This is a genomic window from Sphingomonas tabacisoli (assembly GCF_042678385.1).
Taxonomy (GTDB): domain Bacteria; phylum Pseudomonadota; class Alphaproteobacteria; order Sphingomonadales; family Sphingomonadaceae; genus Sphingomonas_B; species Sphingomonas_B tabacisoli.
Genome location: NZ_JBHUDY010000001.1, coordinates 2,170,857 through 2,188,188, shown reverse-complemented (window position 1 = coordinate 2,188,188; position 17,332 = coordinate 2,170,857). Strand labels below are relative to the sequence as shown.

Annotated in this window: 16 protein-coding genes and 1 tRNA gene; 16 read left to right on the top strand and 1 reads right to left on the bottom strand. The window is 65.6% G+C overall.

The features are described from left to right. Nucleotides 1–3: 3 nt before the first annotated feature. The 3 genes from ACFSCW_RS11085 to ACFSCW_RS11075 are packed head-to-tail and all read left to right on the top strand — an operon-like array spanning nt 4 to nt 3,337. Nucleotides 4–2,262 carry a spermidine synthase gene (locus ACFSCW_RS11085; RefSeq protein WP_380889174.1) on the top strand — a complete coding sequence of 753 codons (2,259 nt, stop codon included), beginning with the start codon at nt 4–6 and terminating at the stop codon, nt 2,260–2,262. Then, the gene (locus ACFSCW_RS11080) at nt 2,259–2,801 is read left to right on the top strand and encodes a GNAT family N-acetyltransferase (protein ID WP_380889172.1); all 543 of its coding nucleotides are present in this window, start codon (nt 2,259–2,261) and stop codon (nt 2,799–2,801) included. Before ACFSCW_RS11085 ends, ACFSCW_RS11080 begins: the two co-directional genes overlap by 4 nt. Next, complete coding sequence (locus ACFSCW_RS11075; RefSeq protein ID WP_380889170.1) at nt 2,789–3,337, top strand: gamma carbonic anhydrase family protein; 549 nt, start codon at nt 2,789–2,791, stop codon at nt 3,335–3,337. Before ACFSCW_RS11080 ends, ACFSCW_RS11075 begins: the two co-directional genes overlap by 13 nt. On the opposite strand, the gene ACFSCW_RS11070 is transcribed toward ACFSCW_RS11075, so the two are convergent. Beyond that, entirely contained in the window at nt 3,327–3,812 is a 486-nt protein-coding gene (locus ACFSCW_RS11070; protein ID WP_380889168.1) for a hypothetical protein, read from the bottom strand. The two genes, ACFSCW_RS11075 and ACFSCW_RS11070, sit on opposite strands and share 11 nt — an antisense overlap. 82 nt (nt 3,813–3,894) lie before the next feature. On the opposite strand from ACFSCW_RS11070, the gene ACFSCW_RS11065 reads away from it, so the two are divergent. The 13 genes from ACFSCW_RS11065 to ACFSCW_RS11005 all read left to right on the top strand — a co-directional run bounded on the left by ACFSCW_RS11065 (nt 3,895) and on the right by ACFSCW_RS11005 (nt 17,329). After that, nucleotides 3,895–3,971: transfer RNA gene (locus ACFSCW_RS11065), tRNA-Arg, on the top strand. Nucleotides 3,972–4,493: 522 nt separating this feature from the next. Beyond that, the gene (locus tag ACFSCW_RS11060; protein ID WP_380889166.1) at nt 4,494–4,676 is read left to right on the top strand and encodes a hypothetical protein; all 183 of its coding nucleotides are present in this window, start codon (nt 4,494–4,496) and stop codon (nt 4,674–4,676) included. Beyond that, the gene (locus tag ACFSCW_RS11055) at nt 4,673–5,563 is read left to right on the top strand and encodes a LysR family transcriptional regulator (RefSeq protein ID WP_380889164.1); all 891 of its coding nucleotides are present in this window, start codon (nt 4,673–4,675) and stop codon (nt 5,561–5,563) included. Before ACFSCW_RS11060 ends, ACFSCW_RS11055 begins: the two co-directional genes overlap by 4 nt. Nucleotides 5,564–5,670: 107 nt before the next feature. Then, complete coding sequence (locus ACFSCW_RS11050) at nt 5,671–6,918, top strand: metal-dependent hydrolase family protein (protein WP_380889162.1); 1,248 nt, start codon at nt 5,671–5,673, stop codon at nt 6,916–6,918. A gap of 7 nt (nt 6,919–6,925) precedes the next feature. Then, entirely contained in the window at nt 6,926–8,494 is a 1,569-nt protein-coding gene (locus tag ACFSCW_RS11045) for a bifunctional 3-(3-hydroxy-phenyl)propionate/3-hydroxycinnamic acid hydroxylase (RefSeq protein WP_380889160.1), read from the top strand. After that, nucleotides 8,491–8,916, top strand: a complete 426-nt coding sequence (locus tag ACFSCW_RS11040) for a GlcG/HbpS family heme-binding protein (protein WP_380889158.1) — start codon at nt 8,491–8,493, stop codon at nt 8,914–8,916. Before ACFSCW_RS11045 ends, ACFSCW_RS11040 begins: the two co-directional genes overlap by 4 nt. Then, on the top strand, nt 8,913–9,812 hold the full coding sequence (locus tag ACFSCW_RS11035; protein ID WP_380889157.1) for a VOC family protein: 900 nt from the start codon (nt 8,913–8,915) through the stop codon (nt 9,810–9,812). The genes ACFSCW_RS11040 and ACFSCW_RS11035 overlap by 4 nt, the downstream gene beginning before the upstream one ends. 13 nt (nt 9,813–9,825) lie before the next feature. Continuing rightward, entirely contained in the window at nt 9,826–10,659 is an 834-nt protein-coding gene (locus ACFSCW_RS11030; RefSeq protein ID WP_380889156.1) for a fumarylacetoacetate hydrolase family protein, read from the top strand. Nucleotides 10,660–10,680: 21 nt separating this feature from the next. Beyond that, nucleotides 10,681–13,035 carry a TonB-dependent receptor gene (locus ACFSCW_RS11025; RefSeq protein WP_380889155.1) on the top strand — a complete coding sequence of 785 codons (2,355 nt, stop codon included), beginning with the start codon at nt 10,681–10,683 and terminating at the stop codon, nt 13,033–13,035. Between the two features lie 61 nt (nt 13,036–13,096). Continuing rightward, nucleotides 13,097–13,975: an alpha/beta hydrolase gene (locus tag ACFSCW_RS11020; protein WP_380889154.1), complete on the top strand. Its 879-nt coding sequence runs from the start codon at nt 13,097–13,099 to the stop codon at nt 13,973–13,975. A 36-nt stretch (nt 13,976–14,011) separates the two neighbouring features. Next, a complete protein-coding gene (locus ACFSCW_RS11015; protein WP_380889153.1) occupies nt 14,012–15,334 on the top strand; it encodes a glycoside hydrolase family 1 protein in 1,323 nt (440 codons plus the stop codon). 10 nt (nt 15,335–15,344) lie between these two features. After that, on the top strand, nt 15,345–16,274 hold the full coding sequence (locus tag ACFSCW_RS11010) for an alpha/beta hydrolase (RefSeq protein WP_380889152.1): 930 nt from the start codon (nt 15,345–15,347) through the stop codon (nt 16,272–16,274). Then, nucleotides 16,271–17,329 carry an alpha/beta hydrolase gene (locus tag ACFSCW_RS11005; RefSeq protein ID WP_380889151.1) on the top strand — a complete coding sequence of 353 codons (1,059 nt, stop codon included), beginning with the start codon at nt 16,271–16,273 and terminating at the stop codon, nt 17,327–17,329. The genes ACFSCW_RS11010 and ACFSCW_RS11005 overlap by 4 nt, the downstream gene beginning before the upstream one ends. Nucleotides 17,330–17,332: the final 3 nt, after the last annotated feature.

Below are 17,332 nucleotides of genomic sequence, written 5' to 3'. Positions count from 1 at the left end.
GCAGTGGCGACGGCAATCACAACGATCGAAGCCGAAAATATCGGCGAAGCCCGCCGTGACCTGGGACCGCTGTTCGTCGGCACGATCTTCGTCGGCTCGTTCCTGTTGTTCCTCGTCCAGCCGATGGTCGCGCGGATGGCGCTGCCGCGGCTGGGCGGCGCGCCCGCCGTCTGGAACAGCGCGATGCTGGTCTATCAGGCGCTGCTGCTCGGCGGCTATGCCTACGCCCATGCGATCGCCCGGCTGAATGTGCGCGTTCAGTCGCTGGTGCAATTGATGGTGCTTGCCGCGTCGGCACTGTTGCTGCCGCTTCATCTGATCGGCGTCACGCCGTCGACCACGGCTTCGCCGGCTTTGTGGGTACCGTGGCTGCTGCTGGTTTCGATCGGGCCGCTGTTCTTCGCCGTCTCGGCGCAAGCGCCGCTGATCCAACGCTGGTACGCCGCGGCGACCGGTGGCAAGGACCCATATCCGCTTTACGCCGCTTCCAATCTCGGCAGCTTCAGCGGGCTGCTCAGCTATCCGCTGCTGGTCGAGCCGCGCCTCGCGATCGCCCAACAAACTGCGCTCTGGACCGGCGGCTATGTGCTGCTGGTGGTGCTGACGCTGATCTGCGCCGCGGTGTTGCCGCGCGCGGGCCTCGACACGTCCGACGCCGGCATCGTGACCGAAGCGCCGCCGACCCTGAAGCGGCGACTCTGGTGGATCCTGCTGGCCTTCGTGCCCTCGGGGCTGATGCTGTCGACCACGACCTATCTCACGACCGACATCATGGCGATGCCGCTGATCTGGGTGATCCCGCTCAGCCTTTACCTGCTGAGCTTCACCCTGGCGTTCGGCGAAGGACGCGGGGTCGTGATTTCGATCTGCCGCCTGTCGCCGGTGGTGGTGCTGACGATGGGCGGCATCTCGCTCCAAAACGCATCGAGCGCGCCACTGGTTGGCATGATGGCCGAGCTGCTGCTGTTGTTCGTGGTCGCGGTGACGCTCCATTCGCAGATGTACGCCTCGCGACCGGCACCGGTGCATTTGACATCCTTCTACCTGTCGATGTCGATCGGCGGCGTGCTGGGCGGCATCTTCTCCGGCCTGATTGCGCCGCTGCTGTTCGACTGGACCTACGAACACCCGCTGCTGATCCTGCTTGCCGGCGCGCTGGTGCCGCAGGCCTATCTCTTCTCCGCGTCGGAGCGGTTGTGGCAGGGCGGAGCGGGCCGCCGCTGGGCGATCACGATCGTCTATGCGCTGGTCGTCGCATTCATCGCCTGGGCCGCGATCCGTCAGCCCTGGCCCTGGCTGCACAAGAGCGGCCCGATGTTCGGCGCGGCCGCAATCGGCATCATTACCTTGCTGTGCATCGGTCGCCGCCCGCCCTTCCTGATCGGTCTGGCCGCGATGGTGCTGGTGTTCGGAGGATGGGACGCGATCCAGCGCTCGCTCCATACCGGTGAGCGCTATCGCAGCTATTTCGGCATCTATACCATTCGCGACGAAGGCGACGTCCGCACGCTCGCCCACGGCACCACCGCCCATGGCATGCAGCGGCTGACGCCTGGCCACCAATGGGATTTGACCAGCTACTACACCGCCTATTCGGGCGTGGGACAGGCGATGTCGCGGTTGCCGGCGATCCTCGGTCCGAACGCCCGTGTCGGCGCGGTCGGCCTTGGGGCCGGCACGCTCGCTTGCTACGCTCAGCCGGGACAGGACTGGCGGTTCTTCGAGATCGACCCGACCGTCGTCCATATCTCGCGTGAGAGCGGATCGTTCAGCTTCCTCTCGCACTGCAAACCCGACGCGAAGATCGTGCTGGGCGATGCCCGTCTGTCGCTCGGCGACGTGCCGGCAAACAGCTTCGATTTCCTCGTGCTGGACGCCTTTTCGTCGGACGCGATCCCGATGCACCTGCTGACCCGCGAGGCGTTCGGCATCTACAGCCGCGTGGTTGCGCCGCACGGCATGCTGCTGGTCCACATCTCCAACCGCTTTCTCGATCTGGAGCCGGTTGTCGCGGAAGCGGCGCGCGAAGGCGGGTGGCAGGCCGCCCGCTATGACGATATGATCGTCAGCGGCTCGGACAATGCGCGCTATACCGCCAGCTCCAACTGGATCCTGATGACGCGCGATCCTGAGGTGCTGCGCCGGGTCATCACCAACCCGCCGACGAACGGCAAATGGCGTCCGCTGCGCGCCGAACCGGGCTTCACCGGCTGGAGCGACGATTATGCGACGATCCTGCCGCTGCTGAAAGCCTTCCGATGAGCTTCGCGCATCGCACCGCGCGCCTGATCCTCAGGAGTTGGCGCGACGGCGATGCCGATCTGTTCGAAGCCGCGTGCAACACACCGGCGGTGACGCGCTATCTGGGCGGGCTTCAGACCCGCGAGGAGATCGACGCGTCGGTCGCGCGCATTCGCGCCAGCGAGGCGGAGAATGGCTTCTGTTTCTGGGCGCTCGAGCGGCAGGCGGACGGAGCCTTTCTCGGCTTTTGCGGTCTCAAGAGGCTGAACTCGGCTGGCGCACCGGAGGCGATGCTCGGCGCGCCCGAGATCGGCTGGCGCCTGCGCGAAGATGCCTGGGGCAAGGGCTACGCCAGGGAAGCGGCGATGGCGGCACTCGGCCTTGCATTCGAACGGTTCGGGCTGGACGAAGTCTATCCGATCACCATGACCGGCAATGCGCAGAGCTGGGGCCTGATGCTTCGCCTTGGCATGACGGCGCGGCCGGACCTCGACTTTGACATGCCGGTCTATGGCCCGCACGTGACCTACCGGATCGGGAGAGACGAATGGACGGGGTGAGCCTGATCGAAATCCAAGGCAAACGGCCGCGCATCCATAGCTCCGCCTTCATCGCGCCCGGCTGCCGATTGATTGGCGATATCGAAATCGGGCCGGACGTCAGCATCTGGTACAATTGCGTGCTCCGTGCGGACGTGAACTTCATGCGGATCGGCGCGCGCACCAACATCCAGGACGGCAGTGTCTGCCATGTCGATTCGCCGCGGCCCGGAATGCCCGACGGCAATCCGCTGATCATCGGCGAAGACGTGCTGATCGGGCACATGGCAATGGTGCATGGCTGCACGCTGGCCGATCGCGCGTTCGTCGGCCTGGGCGCGATCGTGATGGATGGCTGCGCGATCGACAGCGAAGGCATGCTAGCCGCCGGCGCGATGCTGACGCCGGGCCGCCGCATCGCCGCGCGCGAGCTCTGGGGTGGGCGGCCTGCCAAACTTATGCGGGAACTCAGCGACGCCGAGATTGCCGGTAACGCACTTGGCGTCGCGCATTATGTCGAAAATGGCCGGGCCCACGCCCGCGCGATCAGCGGCTGATACGCGCCCGAATCGAAGCCAGCTCGCTCTGCTGCGCATCGACGAGGGTCGAAACCTGAGTGTCGGCCCCCTGAAGTTCGTTCAGACCGTCCTCTTTGCCGGTGTTGACTCGCTCGGCGAGCAACGCGTCGAGTTCGCCCAGCGCCTGCGTGGAGGGCGCACGCGCACTTTCGAGCGCGCTCAGAAGCTGCTGGGCGGCAATCCAGCCTTCGCTGCCTTCCGCTCCGGCGCCCGACGCCGCCTCGCGGGCACGCGGCAGCAGGTCCGCAAAGGCGCGCTGGCCGGCTTGGGCGCGCGCGACAAGGTCGGCGATGCGGCTCAGCAATCCAGCATCGGCCACAACCGGCGCAGCGGCTGTCCGTGCGGGCTCGTCGAAACTCTGCCCCTCGACCGGCCGCTTGGCGAGCGAAGGGCCGATCGCCTGGCCGGTGCAGCCAGCGAGCATCACGGGGGCGAGGATCAGGAGCCGGTTCATGGCCTCGCGCCTAAGCAGGTCGAACAAGCCTCGCAATGGTCTTGCATCCTGCAAACGACCCGCCTATGTCGCCGCTTCCCACGCGCCCGTAGCTCAGCTGGATAGAGCATCAGACTACGAATCTGAGGGTCGGACGTTCGAATCGTTCCGGGCGCGCCATTTTCCACATGAGAATCAAAACTTACCAGCGCGAGCGAAACGTTTCGCGTACAAACGTCCCCCTTTTGGGACGATGTTAGGACGATGCTTATCGCGCTGATCTGACCGGACGGACATTGATCCGCCGTCGGGGAAAGCGCAACGACCGGGGCACTAGCTGCGCCGATGGATGCAGTGCAGCAGCCGTATTAGGCTCACATGGGTTCTGCGCAGTGCCTCACAGTTAATCTTCTGCATGAGCCGCACGGCGTCAGAGGCGAGGCAGCGCTTCCGCGGGTGAAGCAGGGCTGCTGTTCGGGCTCTGAGCTTTCATGCAAGTCGCCGGATTTCGCTGCCCGCGGCTTTTTCGCTTAACTTGCCGATCGCGATGATCCACATCTTCCTGATGCAATTCGGCCGCGGCTTTGGTGCTTGGAGCTTCTTCCAGCTCTGGAGGGCCGAGCGGTTTCCCACCCTCGCGCCCAGCATCTCGCAGGGCTTTCGCGACCGTGCGCGTGGGAACTTGGCTGCTGGAGCTTCTTCGTGCCGGTGCTGACCTCGACCGGCTTTCACACGCTCGCATGGATCCTCACTGGGTTCCTTGTCGCGAGTGCGCTGGTCGGACTGGTCTGGGCGCCGCAGAACGAAGGCAAGTCGCTGGAGGAAATTGAGGCTGAACGCGCCGGGCTGCCGGCCACAATGTCGGCACGGATCGCGGCATTGTGATCGACCCGCGCGCCTTAAGAACCTATCTCGCGGTCTGCCGCGAAGGGTCGATCACGGGGGCCGCGCGTCGACTGAACATCTCGCAGCCCGCTGTTTCGGTAACGATCGCGCAGCTCGAGGCCGTGCTCAAGACGTCGTTACTGGAGCGGGGTCGATCGGGCGTACGACTCACTGCCGCCGGTTCCGCACTTCTGCGACGCGCTGAGGCGATGGAGATTTTGTTACGCAGCGCGGAGGCAGAAGTGGCTCTCGCCAAGGAGGGTATCGAAGGTCCGCTTCGCGTAGGCGGTACGCCAGGGGCGCTCGTGACATTGTTGCCTGGCGCGGTGCGAATGCTGGAACAGGCGCGAGGCCGATTTGCTCTCAATGTGATCGAACGGCCCGATCGCGACTTGATCGAGTTGTTGCGCAAAGGCGATATCGAAATCGCTTTCGTCACAACTGGCATCGAGGCGCCTCCCCATGACATTGAGGAGCGCACTTGCGCGCGCGATCCCTTCGCCCTCGTCGTCGGGCGGCAAATGGACCGACTGGCGGCCACAGTGTCGCTGCCCGAAACAGCCAATTTTCGGTGGGTGCTGCCTGAAGCGCAGGGCGCGTTTCGGAGGCAAGTCGACGCACTCTTCATCGCCGCCGAAGCACCGATGCCGCGCGAGGTCATCCGGTGCGACTCCTTGCTGACAACAAAGGCGATCGTCCGTGACAGCGACCGGGTGACCATACTGCCCCGCGAGGTGGTCTCTGCGGAACTGTCGATCGGCGTTCTGAGGGCAATCCGCATAGTTGATGTTACCATGAGCCGAAGCGTCGGCGTTCGGATGCTCGCTGGAGCCCAACGATCGGTCCTCGCGCTCAAGCTTCTGGAAGCGCTCGATACACAAGCATAATGTGGCCCTATGGGAACAGAATAAATCATTATTTTACTCGATTGCTAAGTCGAGCCAGTAGTTCCCGAACCCGGCGAAGATCGGTTGTTCTGGAGAGGCAGAGCTTGATGCAGCGGATCATCATTCGGAATGTTTCGATTTTTGACGGAACCGGCGCTCCGCTTCGGGCCGGCGCTGTCGTCGTCCGTGATGGCCGGATCACCGCCATTTCGAACGATAGCGAGGTCGGCAGCGTTGCTGATTCGGTCGAGATCGACGGGCAGGGCGGGACCCTGATGCCGGGCCTGATCGAAGCGCACGCGCACCTGTCCTGGGGTTCTTCGGTCGAGAAAATCTACCACCAGTTCATGCTTCCCGCCGACGAGCTGCGCGTTGCCACCTTGCGCAATGCGCGGGTGCTGCTGGACCACGGCTTCACCAGCGCCTTTTCCGCCGGCGCGCTCGGCGATACGCTCGAAGTCGAGCTGCGCGACCAAATCGCTGCCGGCGCGACGCCTGGTCCGCGCCTCCGCGCGTCGACGATCGAGCGCAGCCCCCAAGGCGGCGAAGGCGTCGAGACCGGCAAGAAAGTGTCAATGGAAGGCCGCGGGGCGGACGCGATGCGCGCCTTCGTGCAGCGCTGCGCCGGCTGGGGCATCGACACGGTGAAGCTTGTCATTTCGGGCGAGGACGCGCTGCTGCCTGGGAGTTCGCAGCACATCCTCTACGACGAGGCGGAGGTCGTGGCAGCCTGCGACGAGGCACGCAGGCACGGGCTGAACGTTGCGGCCCACACGCAGGCGGCCGAGGCGGTTAAGATCGCGCTCAGGAGCGGCGTCGATGTGCTCTACCATTGCAGCTACGCCGACGAAGAGGCGCTCGACATGCTGGAAGCCGAGCGCGACCGAATCTTCGTGGCTCCGGCGATCGGCGTGATCGTTGCGACCCTGGAGGCAGCGCCGCCGCCGCACATCGACATGCGCTCGATGAAGGAGATGGCAAAGCCCGTCATCGAAAACACGCGCCGGCTGATTCCGGAACTGAAGCGCCGCGGCGTCCGCGTGCTGCCCGGCGGCGATTACGGTTTCCCGTTCAACCCGAACGGCCGCAACGCGCGCGACCTGCAGCATTTCGTCGAGCTTTACGGCTACACGCCCGCCGAGGCGTTGGTTGCGGCGACGAAACTTGGCGGCGAGATCATGGGCCTGGGCAATGAGCTCGGTCAGGTGAAGCAAGGCTATCTCGCCGACCTGTTGCTGGTCGACGGCGACCCCACCGAGGATGTCCGGATCCTGCAAGACAAGGACCGGCTGCGGATGATCATGCAGGGCGGCAAGCTCCACAAGGCGCCCGCCGCCGCTCTCGCCACGGCCTGACCTTTCGATGCTCGATGTCGTCATAATCGGCTGCGGGCCGGTAGGGGCGCTGGCGGCCAACCTGCTTGGCAAGTCGGGGCTTAACACGCTCGTGATCGAGCGCGAAGCCGATCCGTTCCCGCTGCCGCGCGCGGTGCATCTGGACCACGAAATGATGCGGCTGTTCCAGGCGGCGGGCGTGATCGACCACGTCGTCGCCGACATGCGCGACACCGAGGGCCATATCCATATCGGCGCCGATCATGGCGTGATCCGTTACATGGGTACGGTCGGCTTGCCGCGGCCGTTCGGCTGGTCGAACGACTATTTCTTCTATCAGCCGGAGCTCGAAGCGCATCTTCGGGGCGCGCTGGCCCGATACGCGAACGTGCAACTGCGGCTCGGCACTGCGTTCGAAGCGCTGGAGCAGGATGCCGACGGTGTTGCGGTCCGGTTGCGCTCGCCGTCGGGGCCGAGCGTGGTTCGCGCGCGCTGGTTGATAGCCTGCGACGGGTCACGCAGCAGCGTGCGGAAGTCCCTCGGCATCGCGCTCGACGATCTCGATTTCGAAGAGCCGTGGCTGGTCGTCGATGCGGAAGTAGATGGCGCGGTCCGCTTTCCAGCGCTGACTGGGCTCCCTGATGGCGCGAACCTGCAACAGCTCTCCGTCATGATGTGCGATCCCGACCGGCCTGCCACAGTGGTGCCCGGACGCGGCAATCACCGACGCTGGGAATTCATGTTGCTGCCGGGCGAAGACGATGCCGCGATGATGCGGCCCGAGAAGGTTTCGGAACTCGTCGGGCCTTGGCTCGAGCGCGTGCCGCACCGAATCGTCCGCGCGGCGACCTATCGGTTCCACGGCCTGATCGCCGAGAAGTGGCAGCAGGGGCGTGTTTTCCTTGCCGGGGATGCCGCGCATCAGACGCCGCCCTTTTTCGGGCAAGGCATGTGCCACGGCTTGCGCGACGTTGCGAATCTCGCGTGGAAGCTGGCGCTGGTCTCCGACGGAAAGGTGGAACCAGAGTTGCTCGATAGCTATCAAGCCGAGCGTGATCCGCACGTGCGCGCCGTGATCGAAGCGGCGGTCGCGGCCGGGCGCTACATCTGCATGCTCGATCCGGCACAGGCTGCGGCACGCGATGTGGAGATGCGGGCGCGGGCGGAAGGATCGGCCCATTCGACGGCGGCCGACCTTATTCCGGCGATAGAGACGGGTATCGTAGCCAGCGACACGCCCGGGGCGGGCGAGCGCTTTATCCAGCCTTGGGTCGGCGCTGGCAGCACGCAAGCCCTGCTTGACGATGTGACCGGCGGTGGTTGGCGCCTGTTCGCGATCGACGCCGAAGCGGCGGCACGCGCACGCCAGGCAGTCGAGGCGGTCACTGCGCTGGCGATCCGCATCGTCGACATATCGGAGATCGCGGATGGCGGGACTCTCCGCCAATGGCTTACCGAACGCTGCGCGCGGTTCGTGCTTGTCCGTCCCGATTTTTATGTATTCGGAACGGCCTGTGAGAGCGTCGAGCCGCTTCTCAATGGGCTACGCGGATCAATTACCGAGCAATCGGCGCGCGAGCGGGAGAGTGTCACATGAAGCTCGATCAAGCCTCAGCCATGATCGACGCCGCGCTGGCGGATGCGCGGGCGCGAAATGCCAAGCCGCTCGGCGTGATCGTGCTGGACGCGGGCGGCCACCCCGTCGCATTCGAACGCGAGGATGGGGCAAGCCTGTTCCGCTTCGACATTGCGCGCGCCAAGGCGCTGGGCGCCCTCGGCATGGGTGCGGACACGCGTGAGATCGCCGCCCGCGCCGCGAGCAATCCCGCCTTTTTCACCAGCGTCGCCGTCGCCACGGGCGGAAGCCTCGCCCTTTCTGCCGGAGGCGTGCTGGTGCGGGATGGCGAAGGACAAGTGATCGGCGCGGTTGGGATCAGCGGCGACACATCGGATGTGGACGAGGCCTGCGCGCTGACCGGCATCGCTGCCGCGGGCCTCCATCATGGAGGGGGGCAATGAAGCTGCGGAGCATCGAGCTGGTCGTGCCGGGCGCGGCGGCGGCTGCCGCGTTCCTGACCGACATCTGGGGCATGGCGCCGGCTGCGGTCCGGTGTGGCACTCACTATCTGCGCGGATCGGGCACCGACCCGTATCTGGTCGCGATCGAGGAGGGCGACGAGGGCTTCGTGCGCAGCACGACGTTTGTGTGCAGCGAGGCTGAGCTGGATGGGCTGCGAGGGCGCGTTGCCGCATCGGGGCTGAATGCCGCACCGGCGGTGTCGAACGATCCCGGCGGCGGTCATGGCATGATCGTCGAGCTGCCGGAAGGCGCGCTGTTCCGCTTCCTCGCCAGCACCGAACAAGCCGATCCGATCGACGGCCGCGATCTGCCGGTCCAGCTCACCCACGTGGTCATCAACGCCAAGGACGCCGAGGTCACCGCCGATGCGGCGGAATCGGCGCTCGGCTTCCGCGTGTCGGATCGCACCAAGGGCATGGTGTTCGTGCGCTGCAACGACAGTCACCACAGCACCGCGTTCGCCCGCGCCGGCTTTTCGTCGCTCAATCACGTCGCGTTCGAGATGGCGGACATGGACGCGGTGATGCGCGGCATCGGCCGCTTGCGCGACCACGGCATGGCTCCGGCTTGGGGACCTGGCCGGCATGGCCCCGGCGCCAACGTCTTCGCCTATTTCATCGCCCCGTTCGGCGCGGTCGTCGAGTTCTCCACCGCGGTTGAGAAAGTGCCGGACGATTACCGCGTCGGCGCGCCGGAGGACTGGACCTGGCCGGAAGGTCGCATCGACCAATGGGGCCTGTCCGACAAAGACAATAATGCGCTGCGTGCCGCCGAACAGCGCTTCCGCTTCCGTCGCGAATGGACGCCGCAGCCGCTCGAAACCGCCACCGTCTGAAGAAGAGAAGATCATGCGCTACCTCAGTTTCCGTCGTCCGAATGGCGAGGCGAGCTTCGGCCAGCTGCTGCACCACGATCGGGTCGTCGATCTGGGCGGTGCCGGCGGCGGCACGCTCGCGGCCGCACTCCACGCCGGCGATCTGGAGCGTCGGCGTCAGGGCGACACGTTTTCGCTCGAGGACGTGGTGCTGCTGCCGCTGATCCCGAACCCGGGCAAGATCCTGTGCGTGGGCCTGAACTATGCGACGCACGTCGCGGAAACCGGACGCGAGCAGAAGGATCACCCCGCCATCTTCACGCGCTGGGCCGACACGCTCGTCGCGCACGAACAGCCGATGGTGCGTCCGCGCGTCTCGACCGACTTCGACTACGAAGGCGAACTGGCGGTCGTGATCGGGAAGGGCGGCCGCGCCATTCCCAAGGGCCAGGCGCTCCAGCATGTCGCCGGCTATAGCTGCTTCAACGACGGCTCCGTCCGCGACTGGCAGAAGCACAACATCCAGTTCACGCCGGGCAAGAACTTTCCCGGCACAGGTGCCTTCGGCCCGGCACTGGTGACGCCTGATGAAATCCCGGACCTCGGCAGCCAGCGCGTGGTGACGCGGCTGAACGGCAACGTCGTTCAGGATCAGCCGGTTTCCGACATGATCTGGGGCGTCGCCGACATCATCGCCTACGTCTCCGCCTTCACGCCGCTGTCGGCCGGGGACGTCATCGCTACCGGCACGCCGGGCGGCGTCGGCGCCAAGCGCAATCCGCCGCTCTGGATGAAAGCCGGCGATCTGGTCGAGGTCGAGATCGGCGTCATCGGCACGCTGAAGAACCGCATCATCGACGAATGGTGAATTACGGGAGGGGTAGCTACCATGAAACTTTCGACTTTAGCGTTGGCGACGGTCAGCCTCGGCGCACTGGCAGCGCCGGCACTTGCCCAGGAAGCTGCCAGCGCATCGCCAACGGCGACAGCCGCCGACAGCACCACCGATGCGGCCGACACGTCCGGTGACATAATCGTCACCGCGACGCGCCGCGCAGAACGTCTGCAGGACGTGCCGGTCGCGGTTTCCGCGATCACCGGCGATCAGCTTGCCGAGGCCGGCTTCAAGGACCTGACGGACATTCAATACCAATTTTCGGGTGTGCAGTTCGGCACGTCGCCGAATGACGCCGGTTTCCGTCTGCGCGGAGTCGGCACTGCGGGTGGCTTCAACTCTGCTTCGGAGCAGAATGTCGGCACGGTCGTCGATAACGTCGTGATCCCGTTCGGCAATCCGGTGTCGAGCCTCGGCGACCTCGAGCGCGTCGAGGTCCTGAAAGGTCCGCAGGGAACTCAGTTCGGCAAGAACGCCTCGTCGGGCGTCGTCAACATCACCACCAGGCGCCCCGTGCTGGGTGAGTTCAGCGGCAACGCGTTCGCTTCCTACGCGGAGCTGAACGAGCATGATGTGCATGGCGCGGTAAACGTGCCGCTCGGCAAAACCGCAGCACTTAACGTGTTCGGTTTTCACCGGCACTATGACGGCTTCCTGACCAATGTCGTGCGCAATGAGAAGTGGGGCGCCAACACCAATTACGGCGTGCGTGCCAAGCTGCTGTGGGAACCGTCCGACGATTTCAGCGCCTATCTGATCGGCGACTGGTCGAAGACAAAGCGCTTTGGTCCGGGCCAGCTCTGGACGATTAATCGCCTGCCCAGCTTCGCCAATCCGCTGATGGCGGCACGCTTCGGCGCCGTGCTTGCGCTCGGCATCACGCCGGGGTTCAACAACAACAAGACGGCCGAGGAATATCCAGCCTTCGGCGGCCAGGAGGACTACGGCGCTTCGCTGGAGCTGAACTACAATCTAGGCAGCGACTATACCATCACGTCGGTCACTGCCTATCGCGCGCTCGATACCAAGCCGAACATCTACGGCATCGACGGCACGCAATTTCCGATCTTCACCGCCCAGGAAAGCGGCGTCGACCAGAGCTTCGCTTCGGAGGAACTTCGGCTGACCTCCCCCAAGGGCAACACGGTGGAATATGTCGCGGGCGTGTATCTGTCGCGCCGGCGCTCCGGTTACGGCAGCACGTCGAGCGCTCAGCTTCGCCCGGCGCTGCCGTTCAGCGCCGACCCGCAGCTTTCGATCTCGGCCGGCCTCAGCACCACCCGTACCCAGACTGAGAGCGCCGCCGTATTCGCGGACGGTTCAGTGCGGATCACCGATGAATTCCGCCTGCTGGGCGGGGCGCGCTACTCATATGACTGGGTGAAGGCTGCGAGCTTCTCGGTTATCGATCCTGCCTATCCGCCGTTCGTCGGGCCGAACGGCTTCACCGTTCCCTACACGCCGCGCCCGCTCGACACGGGCAAAGTGAGCAAGGGCGACTGGTCCGGCCGCGCCGGCGCCGAGTATAAGCCGAGCGACAACCTCCTGTTCTTCGTCACGGTCGCGCGCGGCTATCTTGGCCCGACGGTCACTTTCTCGGGCCTGAGCGGCACGCGCACATCGGTCGATCCGCAAACCGTGCGCGACATCACGATCGGGGCGAAAACGCAGTTCTTCGACCGGCTGCTGACCCTCAACGGCAACGTCTTCTACGACAAGTACAAGAACCTGCAAACCTCGGTGTTCAACGGGTTCGAATTCCTGACCGAAAATGCCGGCGGGTTCGAGGCGAAGGGCTTCGAGCTGGACGCAGTGGTGCGTCCGTCGCGCCAGTTTTCGTTTAACGCATCGTACACCTACTCGAAGACGAAGTTCACCAACTACATCACGTCCTGCCCGAACAGCGTGCTCGCGGCAGGCGCGGCGGCCGTCGCAGCACAGTGCAACGCGTCGGGATCGACGGCGGCAACGCCCCTGTTCCAGGCGCGCGGCTTGCCGCTCGCCGGCGCGCCCAAGCACAGCGTGACGGCCGGCGCGGACTTCAACCAGCCAATCGGTGACAAGCTGAAGCTCGATGCCTCGGTCAATTATTACTATCGCAGCCGGGTGTTCTACGACGTCGGCAACACGTTCTCGACCCAGGGCGGCTACAGCACGGTCGGGGGCACCATCGGCTTCGGCGCCGCGGACGGGACGTGGCGCACGGCGGTTTTCGTGCGCAACCTGTTCGACAAGCGTTTCCATGCCGCTGTTATCGGCCTGCCCTTCTCCGATCCGGGCGGCCAAGTGAACTGGCTGAGCCGCGAAGGTCGCCGCACCATCGGCGGGTCGCTGGAAGTCCGGTTCTGACGATGTGGGCTCGCATCCCGGCTGTCCATGAATCCCGCCACTCCTGGCGGGATCGAGGCTGATGGCCGGAGCGAAAGAGCACATGCGCGCGTCGATTGCTGCGTTTGGGACCGAAATCGCACCGGCGTCGCTGGAGGGCGTGCAGCGGTTGTTCGATGCGGAGCAGCGCGCGCTGGCAAATGCCGTTCCGGCGGCGGCAACCGACCTGGCCTATGGCGCCGATCCGCGACACCGGCTCGATCTCTATGCGCCGGTGAATGCCTCGGCGCCGGCGCCGGTGTTCGTCTGGGTGCACGGCGGCGGGTTTCTGCGCGGCGACAAGGGCGATGCGGAACGCTGGCCGAACGCGCATGCGGGCCGCTTTGCCGCTCGCGCGGGATTCCTGGGCGTGGTCATCAACTATCGCCTTGCTCCCGCGCACGGCTGGCCGGCGGGCGGCGAGGACGTTGGTGCTGCCGTCGCGTGGCTCAAAGCCAATGCTGCGCACTATGGCGGCGATCCGGACCGAATCGTGCTGGCCGGAACGTCCGCCGGCGCGGCGCATGTCGCCACCTGGCTCCAGCTACGCCCGCAATCGCACGGCGTCCGAGGAGCGGTGCTGCTGTCAGGCCTTTACGGTGTCGCGCCCTATGACGATGTGCGCGACCTGTCCTATTACGGCGAAGATCCCAGTCTGCACGCCGAACGGGCGCCGCTCGAGACGGTGGTTGATACGAACCTGCCATTGTTCGTGGCATGTTCCGAGTTCGATCCCCCGCGTTTCCAAGCCGAGTTCCTTGGACTGTTGTCGCGTCGCTTCGAGTGCCACGGCCGGCTGCCGCGTAGCTATGTCGGCTCAGGCCACAATCACTTCTCGCTCGCCTACCATCTCGGGACATCGGACCGGCGGCTTGGCGACGAAATCACCGCTTTCGTGCGCGAGGTTTGCACACTAGGTTAGAATATGTATTCTAATAATATTCGGGTGGGGAGGAATATGGAGCTCGATCGTCGCACCTTGATGGGATCCGCCGTCGCGCTGGCCGCCGCGCCGGCGTTCGCTGCCAAAGGCAGAGCCGTCGACCCTCGCTTTCCGCAAGGCTTTCTCTGGGGTGCGGCGACTGCGGGCCACCAGATCGAAGGCAACAACGTCAACAGCGATTGCTGGCTGATGGAAAATGTGAAGCCGACGGTATTCGTCGAGCGATCGGGCGACGCGGCCAACAGCCTGGAGCTATGGCCGGTCGACCTCGATCTGGTGAAGAATCTCGGCCTCAACACCTATCGCTTCAGCCTTGAATGGGCCCGGATCGAGCCGGAGGAAGGTCTGTTTTCGGTCGCGATGCTCGATCACTACAAGCGAATCATCGAAGGCTGCCGCGAACGCGGCATCACGCCGATGGTGACCTTTAACCATTTCACCACGCCGCGCTGGTTCGCGGGCGCGGGCGGCTGGACCGATCCGCGCTCGGTCGACCTTTTCCGGCGCTATTGCGACCGGGCGGCGAAGCATCTCGCGGGCGGCATCGGCTATGCGACGACGCTCAACGAGCCGAACCTTGCGGGCATTCTTCAAGCGGTGCTGCCGCCGCAGCTCGCGGAGAAGCTGGTCGCGGGCGAGCGCGCGATGAGCGAGGCCGCGGCGCGCGCGAACGGAGGGACGAAGTTTCTGGCTGGCAACGCCTTGTCGAGCGACAACGCCGAGGCAGTGCAAGCCAATCTGCTCGCCGGCCACAAGGCTGGGCGCGACGCGATCAAGGCAGTGCGGCCGGACCTGCCGGTCGGCGTCAGCCTCGCGATGTTCGACGACCAAGCGGCGGGCAAGAACAGCATTCGCGATGCGATGCGCGCGAAGCTCTACGGGCGCTGGCTGGAGGCTGCGCGGGGCGACGATTTCGTCGGCGTGCAGAATTACGAGCGGAGCGTCTGGACCGACAAGGGCAAGCTGCCGCCGCCGGCGGGCGCGGAGCTGAACTATGCCGGTTCGGAAGTCTATCCCCCGTCGCTCGCCGGCGCGGTCCGCTACGCATATTCGCAGGCGCATGTGCCGGTGATCGTCACGGAGCACGGTGTCGGCACCGACAATGACGATCTGCGCGCGCGGCTGATCCCGGCGGCGCTGGCCGAGCTCAAGAAAGCGATGGACGATGGCGTGCCGGTCAAGGGCTATATGCACTGGTCGCTGATCGACAATTTCGAGTGGATCTTCGGCTACGGCCCGAAATTCGGACTGCACAGCCTCGACCGCACCACCTTTGTCCGCACGGCCAAAGCGAGCGCCGCCATCTACGGCGCGATCGCGCGCCGCAACGCGCTTTGAGGGGGATCGGATGAAGCATCTGCTGCCTTTGCTCGCGCTCGTCTCGGCCCCGCTCGCGGCCCAGACCGCCGCGCCGCCGCCCGATTTCTTCAACTTCACGCGCATTCCGGCGCCGGCGCAGCCGAACGCGATGCCGCTGTACGACAAGCCGGTCGGCGGCCCTGACAACGAAGTCTGGGACGTGATGAAGGGGAACGGCCAGCGTGTCGTGCGCAACGTCACCCGGCCGACGCTGACGCCTTTCCTTCCCGATCCGGCGAAGGCGACCGGGGCGGCGGTGATCGTGGCGCCGGGCGGCGGCTTTCAGATGCTGTCGATGGACAATGAAGGCTGGCCGGTCGCCAAATGGCTCGCCGACCACGGCATCGCGGCGTTCGTCCTAAAATACCGGCTGAACCACACTGCGCCCGATGAAAAGGGCTTCATGGCGCAGATGGGCGCGGTATTCGCGGCGGCGATGCGTGAGGGCGCCCACCCGCCCGATCTCAAGGACCCGGACGCGACCGAGGATGCGCTCGCCGCGCTCCGGCTAGTCCGCGGGCAGGCGGGCAAATGGCATGTGGACCCTGCGCGCGTCGGCATGATCGGGTTTTCCGCCGGGGCCATGACGGCGCTGAACGCGGCATTGGCGCCGGCCGACCGTCCGGCGTTCTTCGGCTATATCTACGGGCCAATGGCGGCGGTCGAGGTGCCGAAGGGCGCGCCGCCGATGTTTGCCGCGCTCGCGCTCGACGACCGGCTGTTCGGCCGTCAGGGCTTCGGCATCGTCGAGAGCTGGCGCAAGGCGGGCGTCTCCGTCGAGCTCCACGCCTATGAGGCGGGCGACCACGGCTTCGGTATGGGCAAACCCGGCACAACCAGCACAATGATGCTCGACGAATTCCATGCGTGGCTGCAGACGCGCGGACTGCTCTCGCCCGCGCGGGGGAACGCGAAATGAGCGGGCTGAACCGGCGCGACATTGCCCGCCTCGGCGCAACGCTGGCCGCTGGCTTCGCGCTTTCACCGCTTGCGGCAGAGGTGGCCGGCCCCCTGGGCGATCCGCTGGCGCTGGTGGATCCGGAGCTTAGGGCAGCCGCCGCCGAGATGCTGGCGACGAGCGCACAGTTCCAACTGCCATCCGAGAAGACCTTACCCCAGATGCGGGCGGGTATGGCGCGCTATGAGAAGCCGCTGCTCGTCGACGTGCCCGTGGCTGAACGGCGAATCCCCGGGCCACAGGGTGCGCCCGACGTGCGGCTGTACGTCATAAACGCCAGGCGCGGCGGCGTGCGGCCCGCCGTCCTCCACACGCATGGCGGCGGATTCATCATGGGGACCGCCAAAATCGGCGTTCGCGACCTTCAGGAGCTGTCGACCGCGCTCGACTGCACGGTCGTCACGGTGGATTACCGCTTGGCTCCCGAGAGCCGATACGCGGACTCGATCGAGGACAATTACGCGGGCCTGAAATGGCTGCACGCCAATGCCGGGGAGTTAGGCGTCGATCGGCGGCGGATTGCAGTGATGGGCGAAAGCGCAGGCGGCGGACACGCTGCATTGCTCGCCATCACTGCGCGGGATCGTGGCGAGGTTCCGCTGCTATTCCAGGCCCTTGTCTATCCGATGCTAGACGATCGTACGGGAACGACGCGCGCAGTGCCGACGCAAATCGGCAAGCTTGGCTGGAATGCAGAAGCCAACCGATTCGGCTGGCGCTCGTTTCTGGGGCAAGCCCTGGGCGGCGCTAACGTTCCGGCGCGCGCAGTCCCGGCCCGAACGGCCGATCTCGCCGGCCTTCCGCCGGCCTGGATCGGTGTCGGCGCGCTCGATTTGTTCGTCTCTGAAGACATGGAATATGCGCGACGATTGATCGATGCGGCCGTGCCGACCGAGCTGGTAGTGGTTCCGGGCGCTTTCCACGGGTTTGACATGATCGCCAGTGGGGCGGGGGTGGCGAAACGCTTCACTGAAGCCAAGCTCAACGCGCTACGGCGCGCCTTCGCCGTCTCTTGAGGA

Excerpts from the sequence above, each read along its gene's own strand:
- ACFSCW_RS11080 (WP_380889172.1), top strand. The coding sequence starts at position 2,259 with ATGAGCTTCGCGCATCGCACCGCGCGCCTGATCCTCAGGAGTTGGCGC.
- ACFSCW_RS11015 (WP_380889153.1), top strand. The coding sequence starts at position 14,012 with ATGGAGCTCGATCGTCGCACCTTGATGGGATCCGCCGTCGCGCTGGCC.
- ACFSCW_RS11035 (WP_380889157.1), top strand. The coding sequence starts at position 8,913 with ATGAAGCTGCGGAGCATCGAGCTGGTCGTGCCGGGCGCGGCGGCGGCT.
- ACFSCW_RS11070 (WP_380889168.1), bottom strand. The coding sequence starts at position 3,812 with ATGAACCGGCTCCTGATCCTCGCCCCCGTGATGCTCGCTGGCTGCACC.
- ACFSCW_RS11075 (WP_380889170.1), top strand. The coding sequence starts at position 2,789 with ATGGACGGGGTGAGCCTGATCGAAATCCAAGGCAAACGGCCGCGCATC.
- ACFSCW_RS11045 (WP_380889160.1), top strand. The coding sequence starts at position 6,926 with ATGCTCGATGTCGTCATAATCGGCTGCGGGCCGGTAGGGGCGCTGGCG.
- ACFSCW_RS11020 (WP_380889154.1), top strand. The coding sequence starts at position 13,097 with ATGGCCGGAGCGAAAGAGCACATGCGCGCGTCGATTGCTGCGTTTGGG.
- ACFSCW_RS11025 (WP_380889155.1), top strand. The coding sequence starts at position 10,681 with ATGAAACTTTCGACTTTAGCGTTGGCGACGGTCAGCCTCGGCGCACTG.
- ACFSCW_RS11040 (WP_380889158.1), top strand. The coding sequence starts at position 8,491 with ATGAAGCTCGATCAAGCCTCAGCCATGATCGACGCCGCGCTGGCGGAT.
- ACFSCW_RS11005 (WP_380889151.1), top strand. The coding sequence starts at position 16,271 with ATGAGCGGGCTGAACCGGCGCGACATTGCCCGCCTCGGCGCAACGCTG.
- ACFSCW_RS11010 (WP_380889152.1), top strand. The coding sequence starts at position 15,345 with ATGAAGCATCTGCTGCCTTTGCTCGCGCTCGTCTCGGCCCCGCTCGCG.
- ACFSCW_RS11030 (WP_380889156.1), top strand. The coding sequence starts at position 9,826 with ATGCGCTACCTCAGTTTCCGTCGTCCGAATGGCGAGGCGAGCTTCGGC.
- ACFSCW_RS11050 (WP_380889162.1), top strand. The coding sequence starts at position 5,671 with ATGCAGCGGATCATCATTCGGAATGTTTCGATTTTTGACGGAACCGGC.